This is a genomic window from Pseudomonas maioricensis (genome assembly GCF_022790535.1).
Lineage (GTDB): Bacteria > Pseudomonadota > Gammaproteobacteria > Pseudomonadales > Pseudomonadaceae > Aquipseudomonas > Aquipseudomonas maioricensis.
In genome coordinates, this window is the sequence record NZ_LOHG01000006.1 from 1 (window position 1) to 20115 (window position 20115).

Annotated in this window: 16 protein-coding genes; 5 read left to right on the forward strand and 11 right to left on the reverse strand. The window is 58.2% G+C overall.

Annotated elements, in window-relative coordinates; genetic code table 11:
• Nucleotides 1-170: 170 nt before the first annotated feature.
• The 8 genes from AUC61_RS11030 to AUC61_RS11065 all read right to left on the reverse strand — a co-directional run bounded on the left by AUC61_RS11030 (nt 171) and on the right by AUC61_RS11065 (nt 10176).
• Nucleotides 171-1175 (reverse strand): response regulator, encoded by a 1005-nt coding sequence (locus AUC61_RS11030; protein WP_243246070.1) that lies wholly within the window; start codon nt 1173-1175, stop codon nt 171-173.
• Nucleotides 1176-1220: 45 nt separating this feature from the next.
• Complete coding sequence (cheB, locus tag AUC61_RS11035; RefSeq protein ID WP_243246071.1) at nt 1221-2231, reverse strand: chemotaxis response regulator protein-glutamate methylesterase; 1011 nt, start codon at nt 2229-2231, stop codon at nt 1221-1223.
• Nucleotides 2228-4621, reverse strand: coding sequence for a hybrid sensor histidine kinase/response regulator (locus AUC61_RS11040; RefSeq protein WP_243246072.1), 2394 nt, complete (start codon nt 4619-4621; stop codon nt 2228-2230). The genes cheB and AUC61_RS11040 overlap by 4 nt, the downstream gene beginning before the upstream one ends.
• The gene (locus AUC61_RS11045) at nt 4618-5307 is read right to left on the reverse strand and encodes a chemotaxis protein CheW (RefSeq protein WP_243246073.1); all 690 of its coding nucleotides are present in this window, start codon (nt 5305-5307) and stop codon (nt 4618-4620) included. Before AUC61_RS11045 ends, AUC61_RS11040 begins: the two co-directional genes overlap by 4 nt.
• Nucleotides 5304-6602: a CheR family methyltransferase gene (locus AUC61_RS11050; protein ID WP_243246074.1), complete on the reverse strand. Its 1299-nt coding sequence runs from the start codon at nt 6600-6602 to the stop codon at nt 5304-5306. Before AUC61_RS11050 ends, AUC61_RS11045 begins: the two co-directional genes overlap by 4 nt.
• A complete protein-coding gene (locus AUC61_RS11055; RefSeq protein ID WP_243246075.1) occupies nt 6599-7138 on the reverse strand; it encodes a chemotaxis protein CheW in 540 nt (179 codons plus the stop codon). The genes AUC61_RS11050 and AUC61_RS11055 overlap by 4 nt, the downstream gene beginning before the upstream one ends.
• Before the next feature lie 9 nt (nt 7139-7147).
• Entirely contained in the window at nt 7148-8770 is a 1623-nt protein-coding gene (locus AUC61_RS11060) for a methyl-accepting chemotaxis protein (protein WP_243246076.1), read from the reverse strand.
• 668 nt (nt 8771-9438) lie between these two features.
• Nucleotides 9439-10176: a tellurite resistance TerB family protein gene (locus tag AUC61_RS11065; protein WP_243246077.1), complete on the reverse strand. Its 738-nt coding sequence runs from the start codon at nt 10174-10176 to the stop codon at nt 9439-9441.
• A gap of 232 nt (nt 10177-10408) precedes the next feature.
• Between AUC61_RS11065 and ydcS the strand changes: the two genes are divergently transcribed.
• The 5 genes from ydcS to AUC61_RS11090 all read left to right on the forward strand — a co-directional run bounded on the left by ydcS (nt 10409) and on the right by AUC61_RS11090 (nt 16024).
• Complete coding sequence (ydcS, locus tag AUC61_RS11070) at nt 10409-11560, forward strand: putative ABC transporter substrate-binding protein YdcS (protein WP_243246078.1); 1152 nt, start codon at nt 10409-10411, stop codon at nt 11558-11560.
• 215 nt (nt 11561-11775) lie between these two features.
• Nucleotides 11776-12816, forward strand: coding sequence for an ABC transporter ATP-binding protein (locus AUC61_RS11075; protein WP_243246079.1), 1041 nt, complete (start codon nt 11776-11778; stop codon nt 12814-12816).
• A 1-nt stretch (nt 12817) separates the two neighbouring features.
• Nucleotides 12818-13756 carry an ABC transporter permease gene (locus tag AUC61_RS11080; protein ID WP_243246080.1) on the forward strand — a complete coding sequence of 313 codons (939 nt, stop codon included), beginning with the start codon at nt 12818-12820 and terminating at the stop codon, nt 13754-13756.
• On the forward strand, nt 13746-14573 hold the full coding sequence (locus AUC61_RS11085) for an ABC transporter permease (protein WP_243246081.1): 828 nt from the start codon (nt 13746-13748) through the stop codon (nt 14571-14573). Before AUC61_RS11080 ends, AUC61_RS11085 begins: the two co-directional genes overlap by 11 nt.
• A gap of 26 nt (nt 14574-14599) precedes the next feature.
• Nucleotides 14600-16024 (forward strand): gamma-aminobutyraldehyde dehydrogenase, encoded by a 1425-nt coding sequence (locus AUC61_RS11090; protein ID WP_243246082.1) that lies wholly within the window; start codon nt 14600-14602, stop codon nt 16022-16024.
• Between the two features lie 261 nt (nt 16025-16285).
• Here AUC61_RS11090 and AUC61_RS11095 read toward each other — a convergent pair whose 3' ends face one another.
• The 3 genes from AUC61_RS11095 to AUC61_RS11105 all read right to left on the reverse strand — a co-directional run bounded on the left by AUC61_RS11095 (nt 16286) and on the right by AUC61_RS11105 (nt 19931).
• Nucleotides 16286-17392 (reverse strand): NADH:flavin oxidoreductase/NADH oxidase, encoded by a 1107-nt coding sequence (locus tag AUC61_RS11095; RefSeq protein ID WP_243246083.1) that lies wholly within the window; start codon nt 17390-17392, stop codon nt 16286-16288.
• Nucleotides 17393-17495: 103 nt separating this feature from the next.
• The gene (recJ, locus tag AUC61_RS11100) at nt 17496-19211 is read right to left on the reverse strand and encodes a single-stranded-DNA-specific exonuclease RecJ (RefSeq protein ID WP_243246084.1); all 1716 of its coding nucleotides are present in this window, start codon (nt 19209-19211) and stop codon (nt 17496-17498) included.
• Between the two features lie 177 nt (nt 19212-19388).
• Nucleotides 19389-19931 carry a YaeQ family protein gene (locus AUC61_RS11105; protein ID WP_122665261.1) on the reverse strand — a complete coding sequence of 181 codons (543 nt, stop codon included), beginning with the start codon at nt 19929-19931 and terminating at the stop codon, nt 19389-19391.
• Nucleotides 19932-20115 lie beyond the last annotated feature (184 nt).

Here is a 20115-nt window from a genome sequence, read left to right on the forward strand (position 1 = left end):
GATGGGGCAAGAGCGTTTTGGTTACTTTTGTCTGGGCCGGCTTCCGGATTCTCAAAAGTGACGCGCTGTAAAAGCGCAACCAATTAAAGCCGTGACTACGGTAACGGATATGTACACAGATACAGAATTTATCTAGATACCTATGCTCGCCCGCGAGGCAGTCACCACAATTACGCCACCGAAACCTGATTACGCCCGTTATGCTTGGCCGCGTACAAACCCTTGTCCGCTTCCTGAATCAACTGACGGCTGTTGCTGCCCGGCTGAGGAACGATGGTCGAGACGCCAATACTGACGGTCAACGACGAGCCTGGTGTGGGTGCGATATGCGGGATGTTCATGCCCGCGACCGTCATGCGCAGCTTCTCCGCCAACAGGCGGGCGCCGCCCGGCGACGTGCTCGGTAGCACCAGCGCAAACTCTTCGCCGCCGTAGCGCGCAGGCAGGTCCGACGGCCGGGCTGAGCTGGCGCGAATGGCCTTGGCCACCTGGCGCAACGCTTCGTCACCTTCAAGGTGGCCGAAGTTATCGTTGAAGGCCTTGAAGAAATCGACGTCGATCATCATCAACGACAGCTGCGTCTGATCACGTGTCGCACGGCGCCACTCCAGCTCCAGGTACTCGTCGAAATGGCGACGATTGGACAGGCCGGTCAAGCCATCAGAGTTCATCAGGCGCTGCAGCACCAGGTTGGTGTCGAGCAGCTGCTGCTGACTCACGCGCAAGGCCCGGTAAGCTTCGTCACGCTGCAACAGGGTCATGTAAGAGCGTGAGTGATAACGAATGCGCGCCACCAGCTCGATAGTGTCCGGCAGCTTGACCAGGTAATCGTTGGCCCCGGCAGAAAACGCCGCGCTCTTGATCATCGGGTCTTCTTTGGTCGAAAGCACGATGATCGGTATGTCTTTGGTCAGTGGATTATTGCGGTACTCGCGCACCAGCGTCAGGCCGTCCAGACCCGGCATGACCAGGTCCTGCAAGATGACAGTCGGCTTGATCTGAATCGCCTGAGCGATAGCCTGATGCGGATCGGCGCAGAAATGGAAGTCGATGCGCTCCTCATTGGCCAGCCCGCGCCTGACCGCTTCGCCGATCATTGCCTGGTCATCAACCAGCAGCACCATGGCCGAGTTTTCGTCATCGGGCTGGAGGGAGTCCAGCTGCAAGTCATTCATTAAAGAACTCCTGATCAACACCTGAGGGTGAACCCACCTGAATACTCATCGGGCAAACACCTCTTTCAAGCGCATCGAAATAGTCTCCAGCGGTCTGATCTCAACCGCCGCATCAATGGCAGCTGCCGCTTTGGGCATGCCGTACACCGCACAGGACTGCTGATCCTGCGCGATGGTCAAATAACCTTGCTGACGCATGAGCTTGAGGCCTTGAGCCCCGTCGCGGCCCATGCCCGTCAGCAAAACACCGACCGCATCTCCGGTCCAGTAACGCGCCACACTTTCAAAAAAAACATCGATTGAAGGCCGGTAGATTTCATTGACCGGCTCTGCCGTGTAGGCAAGCGTACCGTTTTTCAGTAAACGGATATGGTGATTGGTACCCGCCAGCAACACGGTGCCCGGGCGTGGTGGTTCACCTTCCTGGGCCAACCGCACCGGCAGCCCGGATGCAGTGCTGAGCCATTCAGCCATGCCCGCGGCGAACACCTGATCTACGTGCTGCACCAACACAATGGCCGCCGGGAAATTCACCGGCAAGCCCTTCAGTAACTGCTCCAGCGCAGCAGGTCCACCCGCTGAGGAACCGATGGCCACCAATTGCTGACGCTGGCCGCCTGCACGCTGCGGTGACGGGACGACCGTTTCCGAGCGCTGCTCCGGGCGCACCAACCAGCCAATATTAAGGATCTTGCGCAGCAGCGGTGCCGCAGCATCCCGGGGGTTACCAGCACCGATGGCAGGCGTATCGACAACATCCAGCGCGCCATGCCCCATGGCTTCGAAGACGCGGTGCATATTCTGCTGGCGATCCACTGTAACGATGACGATGGCGCAAGGGGTTGCCGCCATGATCTGCCGGGTCGCTTCGACGCCGTCCATGATCGGCATGATCAGGTCCATCAGAATGACGTCCGGGGTCAGCTCCGCACATTTGCGTACGGCTTCGGCCCCGTTGCCCGCAACCCACACCACTTCGTGCGCTGGCTCCAGGGCCACCGCCCGACGCAAGGCTTCGACAGCCATAGGCATGTCATTGACGATCGCGATCTTCATGCCTGAGCATCTCCAATCAGTTCAGCAACAGCGTCGAGCAGCGCATCGTCATGGAAGCTGGCCTTGGCCAGATAATAATCAGCCCCCGCATCAAGGCCGCGACGGCGATCTTCTTCGCGATCTTTATAGGAAACAACCATCACCGGCAGGGACTGCAAGCGGGTATCCCTGCGCACAAGCGTGACCAGTTCGATACCGTCCATGCGGGGCATGTCGATATCCGTGATGAGCAAATCGAAATCTTCTGCGCGCAATGCATTCCAGCCATCCATACCGTCCACGGCAACGGCCACTTCGTAGCCGCGATTGACCAGTAACTTGCGCTGCAACTCACGCACCGTCAATGAGTCGTCGACCACCAGCACGCGTTTACGCGACACGGCATCAATCTGACGATTGCGCCGGTCAATGCGCTCCAGGCGTCCGGTGTTAAGCAACTTTTCCACCGACCTGAGCATGTCTTCGACATCGATGATCAGTACCACCGAACCGTCATCAAGCAAGGCACCCGCGGAGATATCCTGCACCTTGCCAAGCCGTGGATCGAGGGGCAGAACCACCAGCGTACGCTCACCGATAAAACGTTCAACGGCAACGCCATACACCGCATCACGCTCGCGTATCACCACGACCTTGAGCACGCCTTCGGTGTTCTGGCTGGCAGGCCGGTGCAGCAGCTGGCTGGCGGCGACCAGTCCGACGTGGCGTCCTTCGTGCCAGAAGTGCTGCCGCCCTTCCAGCTGGACAATGTCGTCGCTGTGCACATCACTCATGCGTTCGATATGCGCTAACGGGAAGGCATACGCTTCGCCACCGACCTCCACCACCAGGCTGCGCACCACCGACAGGGTCAACGGTACTTCCATCACAAACCGGGTGCCGTGATCCGCCTGCTGCTGAGCGACAACCACGCCGCGCAGCTGACGAACCATGTCATGGACTGCATCGAGGCCGACGCCACGTCCGGAAATCTCGGTAACTTTGTCTTTCAGGCTGAAACCGGGCAGGAACAGAAACGTCAGCAGCTCTTCCTCACTCAACTGCGCAGCCGTTTCAGCGGGTGACAGTTGACGCTTGATGATATTGCTGCGCAGCCGCTCAAGATCAACGCCGCCACCGTCATCACTCAGTTCGACCTGCAACTGGCCGGCCTGATGCGAGGCTTTGAGACGGATCAAGCCTTCCGCTGGCTTGCCCGCAGCAAGGCGGCGTTCGGGCAATTCGATGCCGTGGTCCACAGCGTTACGCAGCAAATGGGTCAACGGCGCTTCAAGTTTTTCCAGAACGTCGCGGTCGACCTGGGTTTTTTCGCCCTCGATTTCCAGACGAACCTGCTTGCCCAACTCACGTCCGAGGTCACGCACCATGCGCGCCTGCCCGGCAAGCACATCGGCAAAAGGTCGCATCCGGCACGCCAGTGCAGTGTCATAAAGCTCTTGCGCTCGCTGCCCCGCCACCCAGCCGAATTCGTCGAGTTCTGCAGTCTGGTTAACCAACATTTGCTGAGCTTCGGCCAGTAAACGACGCGCTTCGTCCAACGCCTTTTGCGCGTCTGGGCCAAGACCGGCCTCACCAAAGGTCGCTTCCAGATCATCCAGCGCACGACTGCTGCTGCTCTGAATCCGTTTGAGGCGCTGCATATTGGCCAGGTAGGGCTTGATGCGCTGCGTTTCGACCAGCGACTTGCTCGACAGATCCAGCAAGCTGTTCAGGCGTTCGGCGGTTACTCGCAGAACCCGTTCACCGCCCTCGGATGCCCGACGGTTACGCCGCATGGCAGGCGCAGGCGCTGGTTCAGCAAGGTTTTCTTCGGCAGATGTATCCGGACCTGGAACTGACGGGGCCGTAAAAACCGAAGGCGGGTTTTGCGTAGAAAGATCCAGCGCGAGCAACGGATCAAGACCCGAAGGCGCCGATTGAGTCAGCGCCATCGCGCTTGCCAACAAGGCATCATCAGCGGACGGCGCCAGTAACGTCGTTCCGCGCAACGCCCCGCTGCCCTGCGCCATCAGGGTATTCATGCGCTCCACATAGGCGTCGATATCCGCCTGCGCGACATTGCTCACGCCAGGCGTTGCGATGCGCATCAACAGATCGGTGCCCTGCAACAAGGCGTCGATATGTTCAGGCTGAAGGTACAGACGCCCCTCTTGAGCGCTGACCAGACAATCTTCCATCACATGAGAGACACTGACACCGAAATGGACGCCGACAATACGCGCCGCGCCTTTGAGCGAATGAGCGGCGCGCATGCAGGCTTCCAGGTGATCAGCCTGGGTCGGGTCACGCTCAAGGGCCAGCAAACCTGCGCTCAACACCTGAGTCTGGGCTTCGGCCTCAAGGGTGAACAGTTCGAACAGCGAGGCATCGCGCATTTCATCTGGCGTCATGAAAGGCTCCGATTGACCGCTGACAACAGTTGTTCTTCATCAAGCAAGCGCAGGCTGTAATCCTTCCATTGCAAAACGCCCCGGGTGAAGCGGGCGTTGGCATGGGTGCCGGAGCTGGACGCCGAATCCAGCAGGTGCTCTTCGATGGCATGAATTCCGTGAACTTCGTCCACGGGCACCACTACCGGTCCACCCTCTGCAGCGACAATCAGCATACGCGGCATGATCCGGCCCGATTGAGCAGGCGTCCCCGTCGAATCCAGCCCCAGCAATTCAACCAGCGACAGGCAGGCGACCAGGGCGCCACGTACGTTGGCCACACCAAGCAGCGCCCGAGAGCGCTGATGCGGCAGCGAGTGAATGATTTGCAACGGCGCGATCTCTATCAGGCAACGGGTGGGGAAACCGAGCCACTCCTCGCCCAGACGGAAAACCAGAATGGAGCGAGTCTTGGTCTCGACCTGAAGATCGGCGCCCGGCGCGTAATCGCGATCATCACGCGTGAGCGCATAGCGATCCAGCAACGTCGTGGCAGCCGCTGCATAGACCGGGCAGTTACGGCAATGAATGTGTTCGACCAGCAGCGGACAAGACCGGTCGCCGTGGATCCCGATGCGGTTCCAGCAATCATCAATGGCTTGGGCATCTTCGTGAATGAAGCTCGAATAGCTGTAGATTCTGCTCATCGCGGGCTACCTTGCTTGTTCACGCTGCGGGCTGCACGCTCATTGAGTCGACGTGCGCCAGCGCTGTCACCCTGAGCCGCCAGCAACGCTGCAAGTTGCGCCAGTGCTTCCGGATGCTGCGGCTGTAAATAAAGCGCCTTGCGATAGAAACCCTGCGCCTGGGCAATGCCACCCTCGACCTCGCTGAGCAGCCCCAACCAATAAAACACCTGCGCCACAGGCTCGTGACTCTTCAAAAAACGCTCACACGCAGCGCGTGCTTCAGCGCTTTTGCCTTCATTGGCCAGACTGGCGATGGTGGCCAGCAACGTCGCAATATCGTCTTTGCCGGTTGCCGCAGTGCTGGCTCCCGGCGCAAACGAACTTGAACGCTGCGGGGTCGCAAGCGACGCTGTAACCGGCCGTGGTGGAGGACGCGGCACGCTTCTTGGTGTGAAGCCTGGTGGTACTAATCCGCTGCGCGTCAGGGGCGCAGCAGGCGTTGCGACATCGGCTTGCGGCTCTGTGTAATGGCTGAAAGCGAACGTCTGAGGGATGCCTGTGGAGCGCATGCCCATGCGCGTCAACAAGCTGCCTTCAGCAGGTCCGATAAACAGAATGCCGTCATCGCGGGTCAGGCGCTTGAGCACTTCGAACACATGCTTCTGCGTGGCCTGATCAAAATAGATCAGCAAATTGCGACAGAACACGAAGTCGTAGGCGGTCTGGTTCATTAACGCCGGATCGAGCAGATTTCCGGCGCGAAAACTGATTCGTTCACGGATTCGGTCCTGTAGCTCAAAGCCCTCTTCGGTCGCATTGAAATAGCGATCACGAAAGGAAATGTCCTCGCCGCGAAACGAGTTCTTGCCGTACACACCGCGTTGCGCACGCTGGATCGATATCGGGCTGATGTCCATCGCGTCGATCGCGAACTGCTGTGGCAGAGCACCGGCGTCAAACAGAGCCATCGCAATCGAGTAAGGCTCCTCACCGGTGGAACACGGCAAGCTGAGGATACGGATCGGCCGCACGCTGCTCAGTTCGGCAATGCGAGCCTTGGCCAGGTTGCCTAATGAAACAAAGGATTCCGGATAGCGAAAAAACCAGGTTTCGGGAACGATCACTGCTTCAATCAGCGCCTGCTGTTCGTCCGTCGAAGACTGCAGCAGATGCCAATAGCTATCACTGTCTGCGGCCTTGGTCGCCAGATAGCGCTGGCGTATGGCACGTTCAACGATGGCTTCGCCAATGGAAGCCACGTCCAGACCAATGCGATCTTTGAGAAAACTGAAGAAGCGTGCCTCACGACTCATGGCACCTCTCCTATGAATTCAAACTCCGAGGGCTGCGCCGGATAAAGCAGCTTACGCACCTGATCACTGAGCAGGTCCTGAATACCGATCCACTGCACCAACCCCAACGCATCCTCACGCACCGGTCCCAGATAAGCAGCATCGGGGTTGTCCAGTCCGTAATCCCTGAACTCGTCTGGCGCGCATCTCAGCATGTCAGTGGCTTGTTCGATAATCAGCCCGAGCAAGCGTTTCGGTTGCTGAGCATCGACCTGATAATGCACCAGCACCAGTCGCGTGCTGGTGCGTGACTTGGCGCTCTGACCAAAAGCCAATGCGGCCAGGTCGATGACCGGGATCATCTGCGCACGATGGGCCAGTATGCCCACCACCCAGTGTGGAGCCTGGGCGATGACCTTGAGAGGCAGGCGAGGCAATACTTCGGCGATTTCCACCGCCTCAAGGGCGTAACGTTCATCGCCGATACGGAATAGCAGGAACAGCTTGTTCTTCGGGGCTACCGAAGAACTGCCGCGACTGACCGGTAGCTCGCTCATGGCCAGTACTCAGACTTTGAAACGCGAAACGCCGCTGCGCAAACCGACCGCCACCTGACTCAACTCATCAATGGCAAAACTGGCCTGACGCAAGGACTCCACAGTCTGGCTGCTGGCGTCGCCCAACTGGACGAGCGCCTGGTTAATCTGCTCGGCACCGGTGGCCTGAGCCTGCATGCCTTCGTTGACCATCAGCACACGAGGTGCGAGCGCCTGTACCTGATGAATAATCTGTGTCAGTTGCTCGCCCACTTGAGTGACTTCGAACATTCCGCGACGGACTTCTTCGGAAAACTTGTCCATGCCCATCACGCCAGCAGATACCGCAGACTGAATCTCACGGACCATCTGCTCGATATCGTAGGTGGCCACGGCTGTCTGGTCAGCCAGGCGACGCACTTCGGTCGCGACCACGGCAAAACCACGGCCATACTCACCGGCTTTTTCAGCTTCAATCGCGGCGTTCAGCGACAGCAGGTTAGTCTGATCGGCAACCTTGACGATGGTCACGACCACCTGATTGATGTTCCCGGCCTTCTCGTTAAGGATCGCCAGCTTGGCATTGACCAGATCGGCAGCGCCCATCACTTGGTGCATGGTGTCTTCCATGCGCGCCAGCCCCTGCTGGCCGGAACCCGCGAGAATAGAAGCCTGATCGGCAGCGCTGGTGACTTCAGTCATGGTGCGCACCAGATCACGGGAAGTCGCTGCGATTTCCCGCGAAGTAGCACCGATTTCAGTGGTGGTTGCAGCGGTTTCAGTGGCGGTCGCCTGTTGCTGCCGGGAGGTGGCAGCGATCTCTGTAACCGAGGTCGTGACCTGTACCGAAGAACGTTGCGCCTGAGAAACCAGGCCGGTCAATTCGGTCATCATGTCGTTGAAGCCGGTTTCCACAGCACCGAACTCATCCTTGCGGTCGAGGTTGAGCCGTTTGCTCAGGTCGCCGGTACGCATGGTTTCAAGGATGCTGACGATGCGCTGCATCGGCGACATGATCGAGCGCATCAGCAGCAACCCGCATGCAGTGGCGGCAATGATCGCAATGAGCAGAGAAAGACCCATGCTGATCTTGGCGGCAGTCACGGCGGAAACAATTTCATCGGTCGCCTGATCGGCCACTTTCTTATTAATGACAATGATGTCGTTCAGTTGCTTACGCCCCTGTGACCACACTGGCCGCGTCTGGTCGTAAAACTCTGATTTGGCTTTTGCGTAATCACCACGTTGAAAATTGGTATGGACATCGTTGAGCAGCCGCGTGTAAGTCTCACGCTGACGCTCGAAGTCAGTGAAGTTGGCCTTGTCGGCATCATCAAAAATAGTTTGTTTGTAGTTATCGACCTGCTGCTGAAGACGAGCCTCGAAGTCGTTGAACTGATCCTTTTCCGGTGCCGTCAGCTCGCGGCCTTGCCCTTCACCAATCAGCTCCAGAGTACGGATATAACTTTCGCCCCACGCACTGCGCAGCAAGGTGCTGTAGTAGACGCCGGGCAATGCATCGAGACGAACTTCCTCTTCACTGGACTGGATCGCTAACAGGCGGGAAAAAGAGACGACAACCATCATGAGCATGATGGCAATAATTACGGCGAAACTCGCCAAAATCCGTTGGCGTAAGGTCCAGTTCTTCACGGTCATCCCTCAAGAGTTCAACACCGGACTTCACGCCGGGTTCAAGAAGCGGACCGACAAACGGCCCAACGCGGCCTGAGTATAGCCCAGCCTCTTACGAACTAAGGGGGTTGTTTCAGAGATAAATCAGGGTTATTCCCGCCAACCTTTGAGAATTTTCTTACAGGGCCGAAATATTCGAATGAATGCTGGGGAAATTGGGGGTGATGCAGATGCAGGTTTTGCGCCGCTGATCCTGAATGTCGTCAACTGACGACCTGAACGCTCTTGATTAAGATTGTGATGTTGTTTTTTCGCTTCAGCTATTCAGAGCCGGGCAACAACTTTGAACACGCCACCAAATTAGCGTCGGAAGGCTGAGTGGAGGTGCCGTGGTATGGGTCGCTCGGCATGGATGCCGAGCGAGCGCCGTTGGGCCATGGATGGCCCGTCGGCGCGTGCCCACACCACGGTGCCGGAACGAAGGAACCCCTGCGAAGCAGGGGCCGTACGTCAGCGCGAATGGTTTTGGTTACTTTTGACGAAACAAAAGTGACCCGGCCGCCAGGACGGAACCCAGTTCAGCAGCGCCGCCAAGACGACGGAGGCCACCAATTTTGACTGCACAAACCGACGAACGCTTTTGACTGACAAACCATGCGCGCAGCGGCTCAGGCGCTTTTTGGAAATCAAACCTGCGCCTGACGCACCTGTATCTCCAGCTCCGCCTTCAAAGCCGGTGCCAGCTTGAGTTGACGGGCCAGTTCGTCCAGATACGCGCGCTCCATGAAATGCTCTTCATCAACAAGCATCACACTGGCGATGTACATCTCGGCCGCCATCTCAGGCGTCTTGGCCGCGCGGGCGACTTCGGCGGGGTCCAGAGGTTTGTGAAGCTCGGCATGAAGCCAATGCTGCAATTCCTGATCACCCGTCAGCTTGGTGAACTCACCCTCGATCAACTCACGCTCGCGCTCGTCGACATGACCGTCCGATTTGGCCGCCGCCACCAGCGCACGGAGGATGGCCTGACTGTGTTCCTCGACCTGCTCCGGGGGAAGGCGATCGATCGTTTGCGGCTCGCCCTGTGGCGCCGAAGCCTGCTTGGCCTGCCAGTTTCCATACGCTTTATAGGCAATTACGCCCAACGCCGCCAGACCGCCATACGTCAGTACTTTACCGCCGACTTTGCGGGCGCCCTTGCTGCCCATCAGCAAGCCCATGGCACCTGAAGCCAATGCCCCGCCACCCGCGCCTGACAACAGACTGCTCAAACCACCGCCACCTGCACCGCCCAGCAAGCTGCCAAGACCGCCAGCGGCAGAAGACTTTTTGCCACCTTGCTGATGCCCTGCACCACCGGCCTTGTTCTGCAGCATTTCCTGGCCGGATTTAAGAAGTTGGTCCAGTAAGCCACGCGTGTTCATGGAAAGCCTCCACAGACTTATTCGTTTGGTTGGGTATTGGCCAGAGTAAAACGAAGTGTGTCGGGGCTGTTGTCGGGTGTGCTTCTGGATGTTGCAACGCGACCGGCGCTCCTGCACATTAGCCAAACACTAATAAGCAATAAGCAATAAGCAATAAGCCCCGCAGCTTCGTCGTTGTTGCGCTACACCTGTTGATTACTGCCCCGATCATAATTAGATAAGAGGGATTCTGATGTCAGCACACACCACCGCACTCCTGAGCGCGGCAATCACCGCGTTGATCGCCAGTGCCAGCTTGCAGGCAGCCGAAACATTCAAGACCGTCGGTGACGGTGAAGGCCAACTGGATATAGTCGCCTGGCCCGGCTATATCGAGCGCGGCGAGAGTGACAAGGCTTATGACTGGGTTACCGGGTTCGAGCAACAAACCGGCTGCAAGGTCAATGTAAAAACGGCGGCAACGTCTGATGAAATGGTCAGCCTGATGACCAAGGGTGGCTACGATCTGGTGACGGCCTCAGGCGACGCCTCTTTACGTCTGATCGCAGGCGAGCGGGTTCAACCCATCAATCCGGATCTTATCCCAAACTGGAAGAACCTCGACCCGCGCCTCAAGGGCGGTCCTTGGTATGTGGTTGATCAACAAACATTCGGCACGCCCTACCAATGGGGGCCGAACGTACTGATGTACAACACCGAAGTGTTCAAGGTCCCACCCGTTAGCTGGAGTGTGGTTTTCGAAGCTCAGGACTTGCCTGATGGCAAATCCAACAAGGGCCGGGTCCAGGCTTACGACGGGCCAATCTATATGGCCGACGCTGCGCTGTATCTGAAGTCTGCCAAGCCCGAGCTGGGCATCGTTGATCCCTATCAACTGACCGAGGTGCAATACGCAGCGGTGCTCGACCTGCTGCGCAAACAGCAGCCGTTGATCCATCGCTACTGGCATGACGCGACGGTGCAAATGAGTGACGTGAAAAACGAAGGTGTTGCAGCCTCCAGCTCTTGGGGCTACATGGTCAATGGCTTGAAAGCAGACAAACAACCGGTCGATTCGACCATCCCCAAAGAAGGCGCCACGGGCTGGGCCGATACCACCATGTTGCACGCCGACGCCAAGCACCCTAACTGCGCCTACAAATGGATGGACTGGTCGTTGCAACCCAAAGTCCAAGGCGACATCGCCGCATGGTTCGGTTCCCTGCCTGCCGTACCCGAAGCATGCAAGGCCAGTGACCTGCTCGGACCGCAAGGCTGTGTGACCAACGGTTTCGATCAATTCGAGCACATCGCCTTCTGGAAAACGCCGCAATCCGAAGGCGGCAAGTACGTCCCTTACAGCCGCTGGACCCAGGACTACATCGCGATTATGGGTGGCCGGTAACAACCCAAACATTGAACTGACACAGCGCTGTTGCGCAGCAAACAGGGTCCTGTAGGAGCGCGCTTGAGCCACAACAGCTTGCCCGCGATGGCATCAGCACAGGCAATACATTCATCGGCTGAAAGACCGAATCGCGGGCAAGCGCGCTCATGCAGATGCCCGCTTGCTGCGCGACGACGAAGTTTCTGAAGGCACTCACTCATCGGAGTTCCACCATGCCCCTCGCAGTCCAGTTCAGCAATGTGTCCCGACAGTTTGGCGAGGTGAAGGCTGTCGACGAAGTGTGCATCGAGATTCAGGACGGCGAATTTTTCTCCATGCTGGGGCCTTCCGGCTCAGGCAAAACGACATGTTTGCGTTTGATCGCCGGATTCGAGCAGCCTGACACGGGTTCGATCCGCATCCACGGTGAAGAAGCCGCGGGGTTGCCGCCCTATCAGCGCGACGTGAATACAGTGTTTCAGGACTATGCGTTGTTCCCCCATATGAATGTGCGGGACAACGTCGCCTATGGCCTGAAAGTAAAAGGCGTCGCCAGGCACGAGCGTTATGCCCAAGCCGATGAGGCTCTGGCCATGGTCGCTCTGGAGGGCTATGGCGAGCGCAAGCCCGTGCAGTTGTCGGGTGGCCAACGCCAGCGTGTCGCTCTGGCTCGGGCGCTGGTCAACCGTCCTCGAGTGCTGCTGCTGGATGAGCCCCTTGGCGCACTGGATCTGAAGCTTCGCGAACAGATGCAAGGCGAACTGAAAAAGCTCCAGCGCCAACTGGGGATTACCTTTATTTTCGTTACTCACGACCAGACCGAAGCACTCTCGATGTCAGACCGGGTTGCGGTGTTCAACAAGGGCCGCATCGAACAGGTCGATACGCCACGTAATCTGTACATGAAACCGGCGACTCGCTTTGTTGCCGAGTTTGTCGGCACCTCCAATGTGCTGCACGGCGATCTCGCTGCGCAATTGAGTGGTAGCTCCCAGCCGTTCTCGATTCGCCCGGAACATATTCGTTTCGCCGAGGGCCCTTTGGCCAGCCATGAGGTTGAGGTCGGCGGACTGTTGCATGACATTCAGTTTCAGGGCAGCACCACCCGCTACGAGCTGATGCTGGACAACGGGCAGAGTCTCAATGTCAGTCAGGCCAACAGCCAATGGAGGGATAACGGCTCGCCCTATGAAACAGGTCGACGGCTGCAGATGCGATGGTCTCGCGAAGCAATGGTCCCTCTCAAGGACATGCCTGTGAACGCAGGTTCGTGAAATGAGCCGCGCCCTGCCTCAGCCGCCAGCCACTGTCATGCGCAGGTTCTGCGACGTGCTTTATCGGCGACCTAACCTGTACCTGTCGCTGTTGCTGATCCCGCCGCTGATCTGGTTTGGCGTCGTGTATCTGGGTTCACTGCTCAGCCTGCTGTGGCAGGGCTTTTACACGTTCGACGACTTCAGCATGACGGTCACGCCGGACCTGACCCTGAGCAACTTCGCGGCGCTGCTGCAACCGGCAAACTTCGATGTCATCAAACGTACGCTGACTATGGCAATCGCGGTTTCCATCGCCAGCGGCATCATCGCCTTTCCCATCGCGTATTACATGGCGCGGTATACCCGGGGCAAAACCAAAGCGTTTTTTTACATCGCCGTGATGTTACCTATGTGGGCCAGCTATATCGTCAAGGCCTACGCCTGGACATTGTTACTGGCCAAGGGTGGCGTGGCGCAATGGTTCATTCAGCAACTGAGACTGGAGCCGTTGCTGCAGTTGATTCTGGAGATACCCGGCGTCGGTGGCAGCACGCTCTCGACTTCGTATCTGGGGCGCTTCATGGTATTCGTCTACATCTGGCTGCCGTTCATGATTCTGCCGATCCAGGCTTCGCTGGAGCGACTGCCGCCGACCCTGCTGCAAGCCTCCGCCGACCTGGGCGCTCGCCCCTGGCAGACATTCACGCAGGTCATCCTGCCGTTAGCCATACCGGGCATAGCTGCGGGGTCGATCTTCACCTTTTCTCTGACCCTGGGTGACTTCATCGTGCCGCAACTGATCGGCCCCCCGGGCTATTTCATCGGCAGTATGGTGTATGCCCAGCAAGGCGCCATCGGCAACATGCCCATGGCAGCTGCGTTCACGCTGGTGCCTATTCTGCTGATCGCCGTTTACCTGTCCATCGTCAAACGACTGGGGGCTTTCGATGCGCTCTGACACTGTGCCTCCGTCAGAACGGGCTTCCATCTGGCTGAAACTGGCAGCCTGGAGCGGCCTGATATTTCTGCACTTTCCGATCCTGATTATTTTCATGTACGCGTTCAACACTCAGGACGCCGCCTTCAGCTTCCCGCCCCAAGGCTTTACCCTGAAGTGGTTCAGCGTGGCGTTCTCCCGCCCTGACGTGCTTGAAGCGATCAAGCTGTCCTTGAAAATTGCGCTCATCGCAACACTGATCGCCATGGTACTGGGTACCCTCGCTTCTCTCGCCCTTTACCGACGTGACTTCTTTGGCAAAGACTCCATTTCGCTGGTGTTGATCCTGCCCATCGCCCTGCCCGGCATCATCACTGGCCTGGCCTTGCTGGCGGCGTTCAAAACCTTGGGTATAGAGCCAGGCATGTTCACCATCATCGTCGGCCATGCCACCTTCTGCGTGGTGATCGTCTACAACAATGTCATCGCTCGATTACGCCGCACCTCCCAGAACCTGATTGAAGCGTCGATGGATCTGGGCGCAGACGGCTGGCAAACCTTTCGCTACATCATTCTGCCCAACCTCGGCTCGGCCTTGCTGGCAGGCGGCATGCTGGCTTTTGCACTGTCGTTCGATGAAATCATTGTCACCACCTTCACCGCAGGACACGAGCGCACGTTACCGATCTGGTTGCTTAACCAACTGAGTCGACCCAGGGATGTGCCCGTCACCAACGTAGTGGCCATGCTGGTCATGATCGTCACAATGCTGCCAATTCTTGGCGCGTATTACCTGACGCGCGGCGGTGAAAGCGTGGCGGGAAGCGGTGGAAAATAATCCAGAGCCAAAAGGAGATGCCCCCCATGCAAACCAAACTGTTGATCAACGGCCAATTGGTGAAAGGTGAAGGTCCCCAGCAGTCAGTGTTCAACCCGGCACTGGGCCGCGTGCTGGTGGAAATCAATGAAGCCAGCGAAGCTCAGGTCGACAGCGCGGTGCGTGCTGCGGACGCTGCATTTGAAAGCTGGTCGCAGACCGCTCCGAAGGATCGCTCGCTCTTGCTGCTCAAGCTGGCAGACGCCATCGACGCCCACGGTGAAGAACTGGCAAAGCTGGAATCTGACAATTGCGGCAAGCCCTACAGCGCCGCGCTCAATGACGAGATTCCAGCGATTGCCGATGTGTTCCGCTTCTTCGCGGGCGCCAGTCGCTGCATGGGCGGATCGGCGGCAGGTGAGTATCTACCCGGTCATACATCCATGATCCGTCGTGATCCGATCGGCGTGATCGCATCGATTGCGCCCTGGAATTACCCACTGATGATGGTCGCCTGGAAAATCGCGCCGGCACTCGCAGCAGGCAATACCGTCGTGCTCAAACCCTCGGAAATGACGCCGCTGACCGCGTTGCGTCTCGTAGAGCTGGCGGCTGGGATCTTTCCGGCAGGCGTGCTGAATCTGGTGTTCGGACGCGGCACTACCGTGGGTAACGCTCTGGTGAGTCATTCAAAAGTGCGCATGGTGTCGCTGACGGGCTCAATCGCCACAGGCGCGCACATCATCTCCAGCACGGCGGCCAGCGTAAAACGCATGCACATGGAACTGGGCGGCAAAGCCCCGGTGATCATCTTTGACGATGCTGACATCGACGCAGCCGTCGAAGGCATTCGTACTTTCGGCTTCTACAACGCGGGTCAGGACTGCACCGCGGCATGCCGGATCTACGCACAAAACGCTGTCTATGACGCTTTCGTCACGAAGCTGGGTGAAGCCGTGAGCAGCATCAAACATGGCCTGCAGAATGATCCTGAAACCGAAATGGGACCTTTGATCAGTGCCCAGCATCGAGACCGTGTAGTCGGCTTCGTCGAACGTGCGCTGGCCCAGTCGCACATGCGTCTGGTGACAGGCGGCAAAGCGATAGAGGGCAACGGCTACTTTTTCGAACCTACGGTGATTGCCGACGCACAACAGGATGATGAAATCGTCAAACGCGAGGTGTTTGGCCCGGTGGTGTCAGTGACCCGCTTCGATGACGAAAAGCAAGTGCTGGCCTGGGCCAATGAATCGGATTACGGCCTGGCGTCGTCAGTCTGGACTCAGGACATCGGCCGCGCTCATCGCCTGGCCGCGCGCCTGCAATACGGCTGCACCTGGGTAAACACCCACTTTATGCTGGTCAGCGAAATGCCTCACGGCGGCCAGAAGCTCTCGGGCTATGGCAAAGACATGTCGATGTACGGGCTGGAGGACTACACCACCGTGAGGCATGTGATGTTCAAGCATTGAATCTTTTGTGCATGACCGGGATTTGCGATGCGGTGTAAAAGACAATCTGCCGCCGCAGTGCTCAGGAGCTCTTGTTACTCAGCATGCAAAGCAGCGATTGAAACGCATTTTCTGTAGGAGCTGCCGAAGGCTGCGATGCATTCATCCCGGCGACCGCGATCGCAGCCTTCGGCAGCTCCTACAGGCTCGTGTTTTCAGACACGCCCCCGCCGGAATGACAGGCCCCATCGATGGCGGGGGTGCCTGTCACCTCAGCTCTGATCAATCGCGCAAATCAGACTCATGAATCGGCTGGTCACGGTGAGTCGCGCGCTGGTACTGCGCGGGCCAGGTTGCCTTGCGGCCGCCAAGATCATCGTCAGCGTGCAAGGGCCAGTAAGGGTCACGCAACAATTCGCGAGCCAGCAGGATGATATCTGCCTGGCCGGTGCGCAGGATGTGCTCAGCCTGAGCAGGCTCGGTAATCATGCCGACGGTACCGGTCGCGATGCCGGACTCTTTTTTCACTCGCTCGGCAAAACGGGTCTGATAGCCGGGGCCAACCGGGATTTCCGCATTGGCAGAAGTGCCCCCGGAGGACACATCAATAAGGTCTACCCCGAGATCTTTCAGGCGACGCGCCAACTCGACGGTTTCATCAGGGTTCCAGCCATCTTCCACCCAGTCAGTCGCCGAGACACGCACGAACAATGGCAACTCCTCAGGCCAGACAGCGCGAACAGCTTGAGTCACCTCAAGGGTCAAGCGGACACGATTTTCGAACGAGCCGCCGTATTTATCCTGACGCTGATTACTCAACGGCGACAGAAACTGATGCAGGAGATAACCGTGGGCGGCGTGCACTTCCACAACCTTGAAGCCTGCCGTCAACGCACGCTTTGCGGCGGCGACGAAGGCCTGAATCACTTCCTGAATCTGCCCCTCGCTGAGTTGCACCGGTGCAGTGTGTTTGGGATCGAAGGCAATCGGTGATGGCCCCCACGGGGTCCAGCCGCCCTCATCGGCCTTGATACTGCCCGACTTGCCCAACCACGGGCGCCAGCTACTGGCTTTACGTCCGGCATGAGCCAGTTGTATGCCAGCGACCACGCCTTGAGCATTGATAAATCGGGTGATACGTTGCAGGCCCTCGATCTGCTCATCATTCCACAGGCCCAGATCCTCCGGGGTGATCCGGCCATCTTTGGTGACCGCAACGGCCTCGGTAAACACGAGGCCCGCACCGCCCACTGCACGACTGCCCAAGTGGACGAGGTGCCAGTCATTAGTCAGGCCATCCACCGCTGAGTACTGACACATCGGGGACACAGCAATGCGGTTGCGCAGTGTCAACTGGCGAAGGGTATAGGGTTCTAACAACAGGCTCATGGGGACCTCTCAGACAGGAATAGGCGTCTAGACACGCAATGAAAAAACCGTGTCTAGAGCCTAGTCGACAATCCGATCCTGTTGGGGGTTCCTGCTGTGTGTCCTACCGGGGGGCGATATGCGCCACCATCAGTTGGACCGTTTCATTACCGCGAAACTCGTTGAGGTCGAGTTTATAGGCAAGTTCGACCCAACGAATATTAGGGTTTGGCCAGACATCGCGGTCGATGCCAAATGCGATTGCATCGAGCTTCACGCTGCCGCATTCACTCTTGAGCACCATCTTCAGATGCCGCTCGCCTACCACTCGCTGCTCCACTAGCTGGAAGACGCCGTGGAACAACGGTTCGGGAAAGTGCTGTCCCCAAGGGCCGGCATTGCGCAGCGCACGAGCCAGCTCCAGATGGAACTCTTCGACGGCCAAAGCACCATCGGACAACAAACGGCCAGTCAGGTCTTCTTCCTGAAGCTGACGCCGGACCTCCTCGTCGAAGGCCGCGGCAAAAGCGGGAAAGTTCTCCTCAGGCAAGGACAAACCCGCCGCCATCGCATGGCCGCCAAATTTGCTGATCAACTCAGGATGATGTGCGGCCACAGCGTCCAGTGCATCGCGGATGTGAAACCCGGGTACAGAACGAGCCGAGCCCTTGAGCATGCCCTCGCCAGCGCTGGCGAACGCAATCGTCGGCCGGTGATAACGCTCTTTCATGCGCGATGCCAGAATGCCGATCACACCTTGGTGCCAGTCGGGTTCGAACAGGCACAGGCCGAAAGGCATGGACTCCAGTGGCAAGTCCTTGAGCTGGGCAAGCGCCTCACGCTGCATGCCCTGCTCGATGGTTTTGCGGTCCTGGTTCAGTTCATCCAGTTGCACGGCCATCTCACGGGCCAGGTTTTCGTCCTCGCAAAGCAGGCATTCGATCCCCAGACTCATATCATCCAGACGTCCCGCGGCATTCAGCCGTGGCCCAAGGATAAAGCCCAGGTCAGTGGAAGTAATACGCGTGTGATCGCGACGCGCCACTTCGAGAATTGCTTTCAGGCCGGGACGCGCACGCCCTGCGCGAATACGCATCAGGCCCTGATGCACCAGAATCCGGTTGTTGGTGTCCAGCGGCACGACGTCAGCCACACTGCCCAGCGCGACCAGATCCAGCAGTTCACCCAGGTTCGGCTGCGCACGCTGGTGAGTCTCGAACCAGCCGGTGTCTCGCAGGCGGGCACGCAAAGCCATCAAGACGTAAAAAATTACCCCGACCCCGGCCAGTGCCTTGCTGGGGAAGGTGCAGCCTGGCTGATTGGGATTGACGATGGCATCTGCGGCTGGCAACTCATGACCGGGCAAGTGGTGATCAGTCACCAGCACTTGCAAACCCGCCGCTTTGGCGGCCGCTACGCCCTCCACACTGGAAATGCCGTTATCGACAGTCATCAACAACTGCGGGCTACGCTCCAGCGCTACGGCGACGATTTCCGGGGTCAGACCGTATCCATATTCGAAACGATTGGGCACGAGATAATCAACATGGGCAGCGCCCAACAATCTCAGGCCCAGCACGCCGACAGTACTGGCCGTTGCGCCGTCGGCATCGAAGTCACCAACGATGAGAATCCGTTGGCGTTCGTTCAGGGCGGTGACCAACAGATCAACCGCAGCATCGATTCCCTTGAGCTGCTGATAGGGGATCAACCGCGCAAGGCTTTTATCCAGCTCGGCTTCAGACAACACGCCCCGCGCGGCGTACAGCCGTGTTAGTAGCGGCGGCAAATCACCAAGAAAAGGCAGGGTTTGCGGCAGTAGACGAGGTTCGATGCGCATGCGGTTTTTTTGATTCCAACCAGACGTTAAATAACTGAGTAACTGAATTTAAATGCTTTTCTTCTGTAGGAACTCACGAGCACCGCGAGTCCGCGATGGCGGTCTGCCTGATAAACCGCTATCGCGGCCTCGCGGTGCTCGTGCGCGCCTACAGGAGGCGTTGAGACCTGGACGACCTCAGCCGCGCTCGCCGGTGAGCCATTGCAACTGGACTTCATGCTGCCCCCGATCGTCAGTCACGAAGATCGTCCCTTCGCTGATCATCACATCCCATTTGATGACCCGTGGCATATCCTTGGCCAGCACTTCCAGCACTTCTTGGGGAACGGCTGCAACGTTGACGTTCTTCAGGTTCTTGATGGCAGGAATGACCTTGCCTTCCCAGACCCGCAGGCTGCCGTATGCCAGCAGGCTGGTGCGTTCGGTACGGCGCGAACACCACGTCAATCGATCAGCGTCCGGCTGACCCACCTCGATCCAGTGCAGGACGCGGTCATCCAGGCTTTTTTCCCACAGGGCCGGCTCGTCTACGTCCGACAAACCACGGCCAAACGAGAGTTGCTCGTTGTACCAAAAGGCGTAAGCCAGCAGGCGCACGGTCATGCGCTCTTCGGTTTCGGAGGGATGACGGGCAATGGTCTGTTTGACGTTCTCATAAACCCCGCGATCAAGATCGGTAAGGTTGAGTTCGAATTTGTAGGTCGTGGACGGCTGGGCCATGAACGGGCTTCTAGAGACGGGGAAAGGCGGCAAGTCTACCCGATGCCGCCTGATTGAACGACCCGCCCCGGCTGTTCGGCTGCAATGAGTGCAGAGTGCCAATGGTTCAAGTGGTTCGAAAGGTCAAAATACCCCAATAGGCTATCAGGCAAAGCCCGATATTCTCAGCGACGGCCTCTGAGCG

Bases quoted from the DNA above. Each gene is read 5' to 3' on its own strand.
- AUC61_RS11030 (WP_243246070.1), bottom strand. From the start codon at position 1,175: ATGAATGACTTGCAGCTGGACTCCCTCCAGCCCGATGACGAAAACTCG.
- cheB (WP_243246071.1), bottom strand. From the start codon at position 2,231: ATGAAGATCGCGATCGTCAATGACATGCCTATGGCTGTCGAAGCCTTG.
- AUC61_RS11040 (WP_243246072.1), bottom strand. From the start codon at position 4,621: ATGACGCCAGATGAAATGCGCGATGCCTCGCTGTTCGAACTGTTCACC.
- AUC61_RS11045 (WP_243246073.1), bottom strand. From the start codon at position 5,307: ATGAGCAGAATCTACAGCTATTCGAGCTTCATTCACGAAGATGCCCAA.
- AUC61_RS11050 (WP_243246074.1), bottom strand. From the start codon at position 6,602: ATGAGTCGTGAGGCACGCTTCTTCAGTTTTCTCAAAGATCGCATTGGT.
- AUC61_RS11055 (WP_243246075.1), bottom strand. From the start codon at position 7,138: ATGAGCGAGCTACCGGTCAGTCGCGGCAGTTCTTCGGTAGCCCCGAAG.
- AUC61_RS11065 (WP_243246077.1), bottom strand. From the start codon at position 10,176: ATGAACACGCGTGGCTTACTGGACCAACTTCTTAAATCCGGCCAGGAA.
- ydcS (WP_243246078.1), top strand. From the start codon at position 10,409: ATGTCAGCACACACCACCGCACTCCTGAGCGCGGCAATCACCGCGTTG.
- AUC61_RS11075 (WP_243246079.1), top strand. From the start codon at position 11,776: ATGCCCCTCGCAGTCCAGTTCAGCAATGTGTCCCGACAGTTTGGCGAG.
- AUC61_RS11080 (WP_243246080.1), top strand. From the start codon at position 12,818: ATGAGCCGCGCCCTGCCTCAGCCGCCAGCCACTGTCATGCGCAGGTTC.
- AUC61_RS11085 (WP_243246081.1), top strand. From the start codon at position 13,746: ATGCGCTCTGACACTGTGCCTCCGTCAGAACGGGCTTCCATCTGGCTG.
- AUC61_RS11090 (WP_243246082.1), top strand. From the start codon at position 14,600: ATGCAAACCAAACTGTTGATCAACGGCCAATTGGTGAAAGGTGAAGGT.
- AUC61_RS11095 (WP_243246083.1), bottom strand. From the start codon at position 17,392: ATGAGCCTGTTGTTAGAACCCTATACCCTTCGCCAGTTGACACTGCGC.
- recJ (WP_243246084.1), bottom strand. From the start codon at position 19,211: ATGCGCATCGAACCTCGTCTACTGCCGCAAACCCTGCCTTTTCTTGGT.
- AUC61_RS11105 (WP_122665261.1), bottom strand. From the start codon at position 19,931: ATGGCCCAGCCGTCCACGACCTACAAATTCGAACTCAACCTTACCGAT.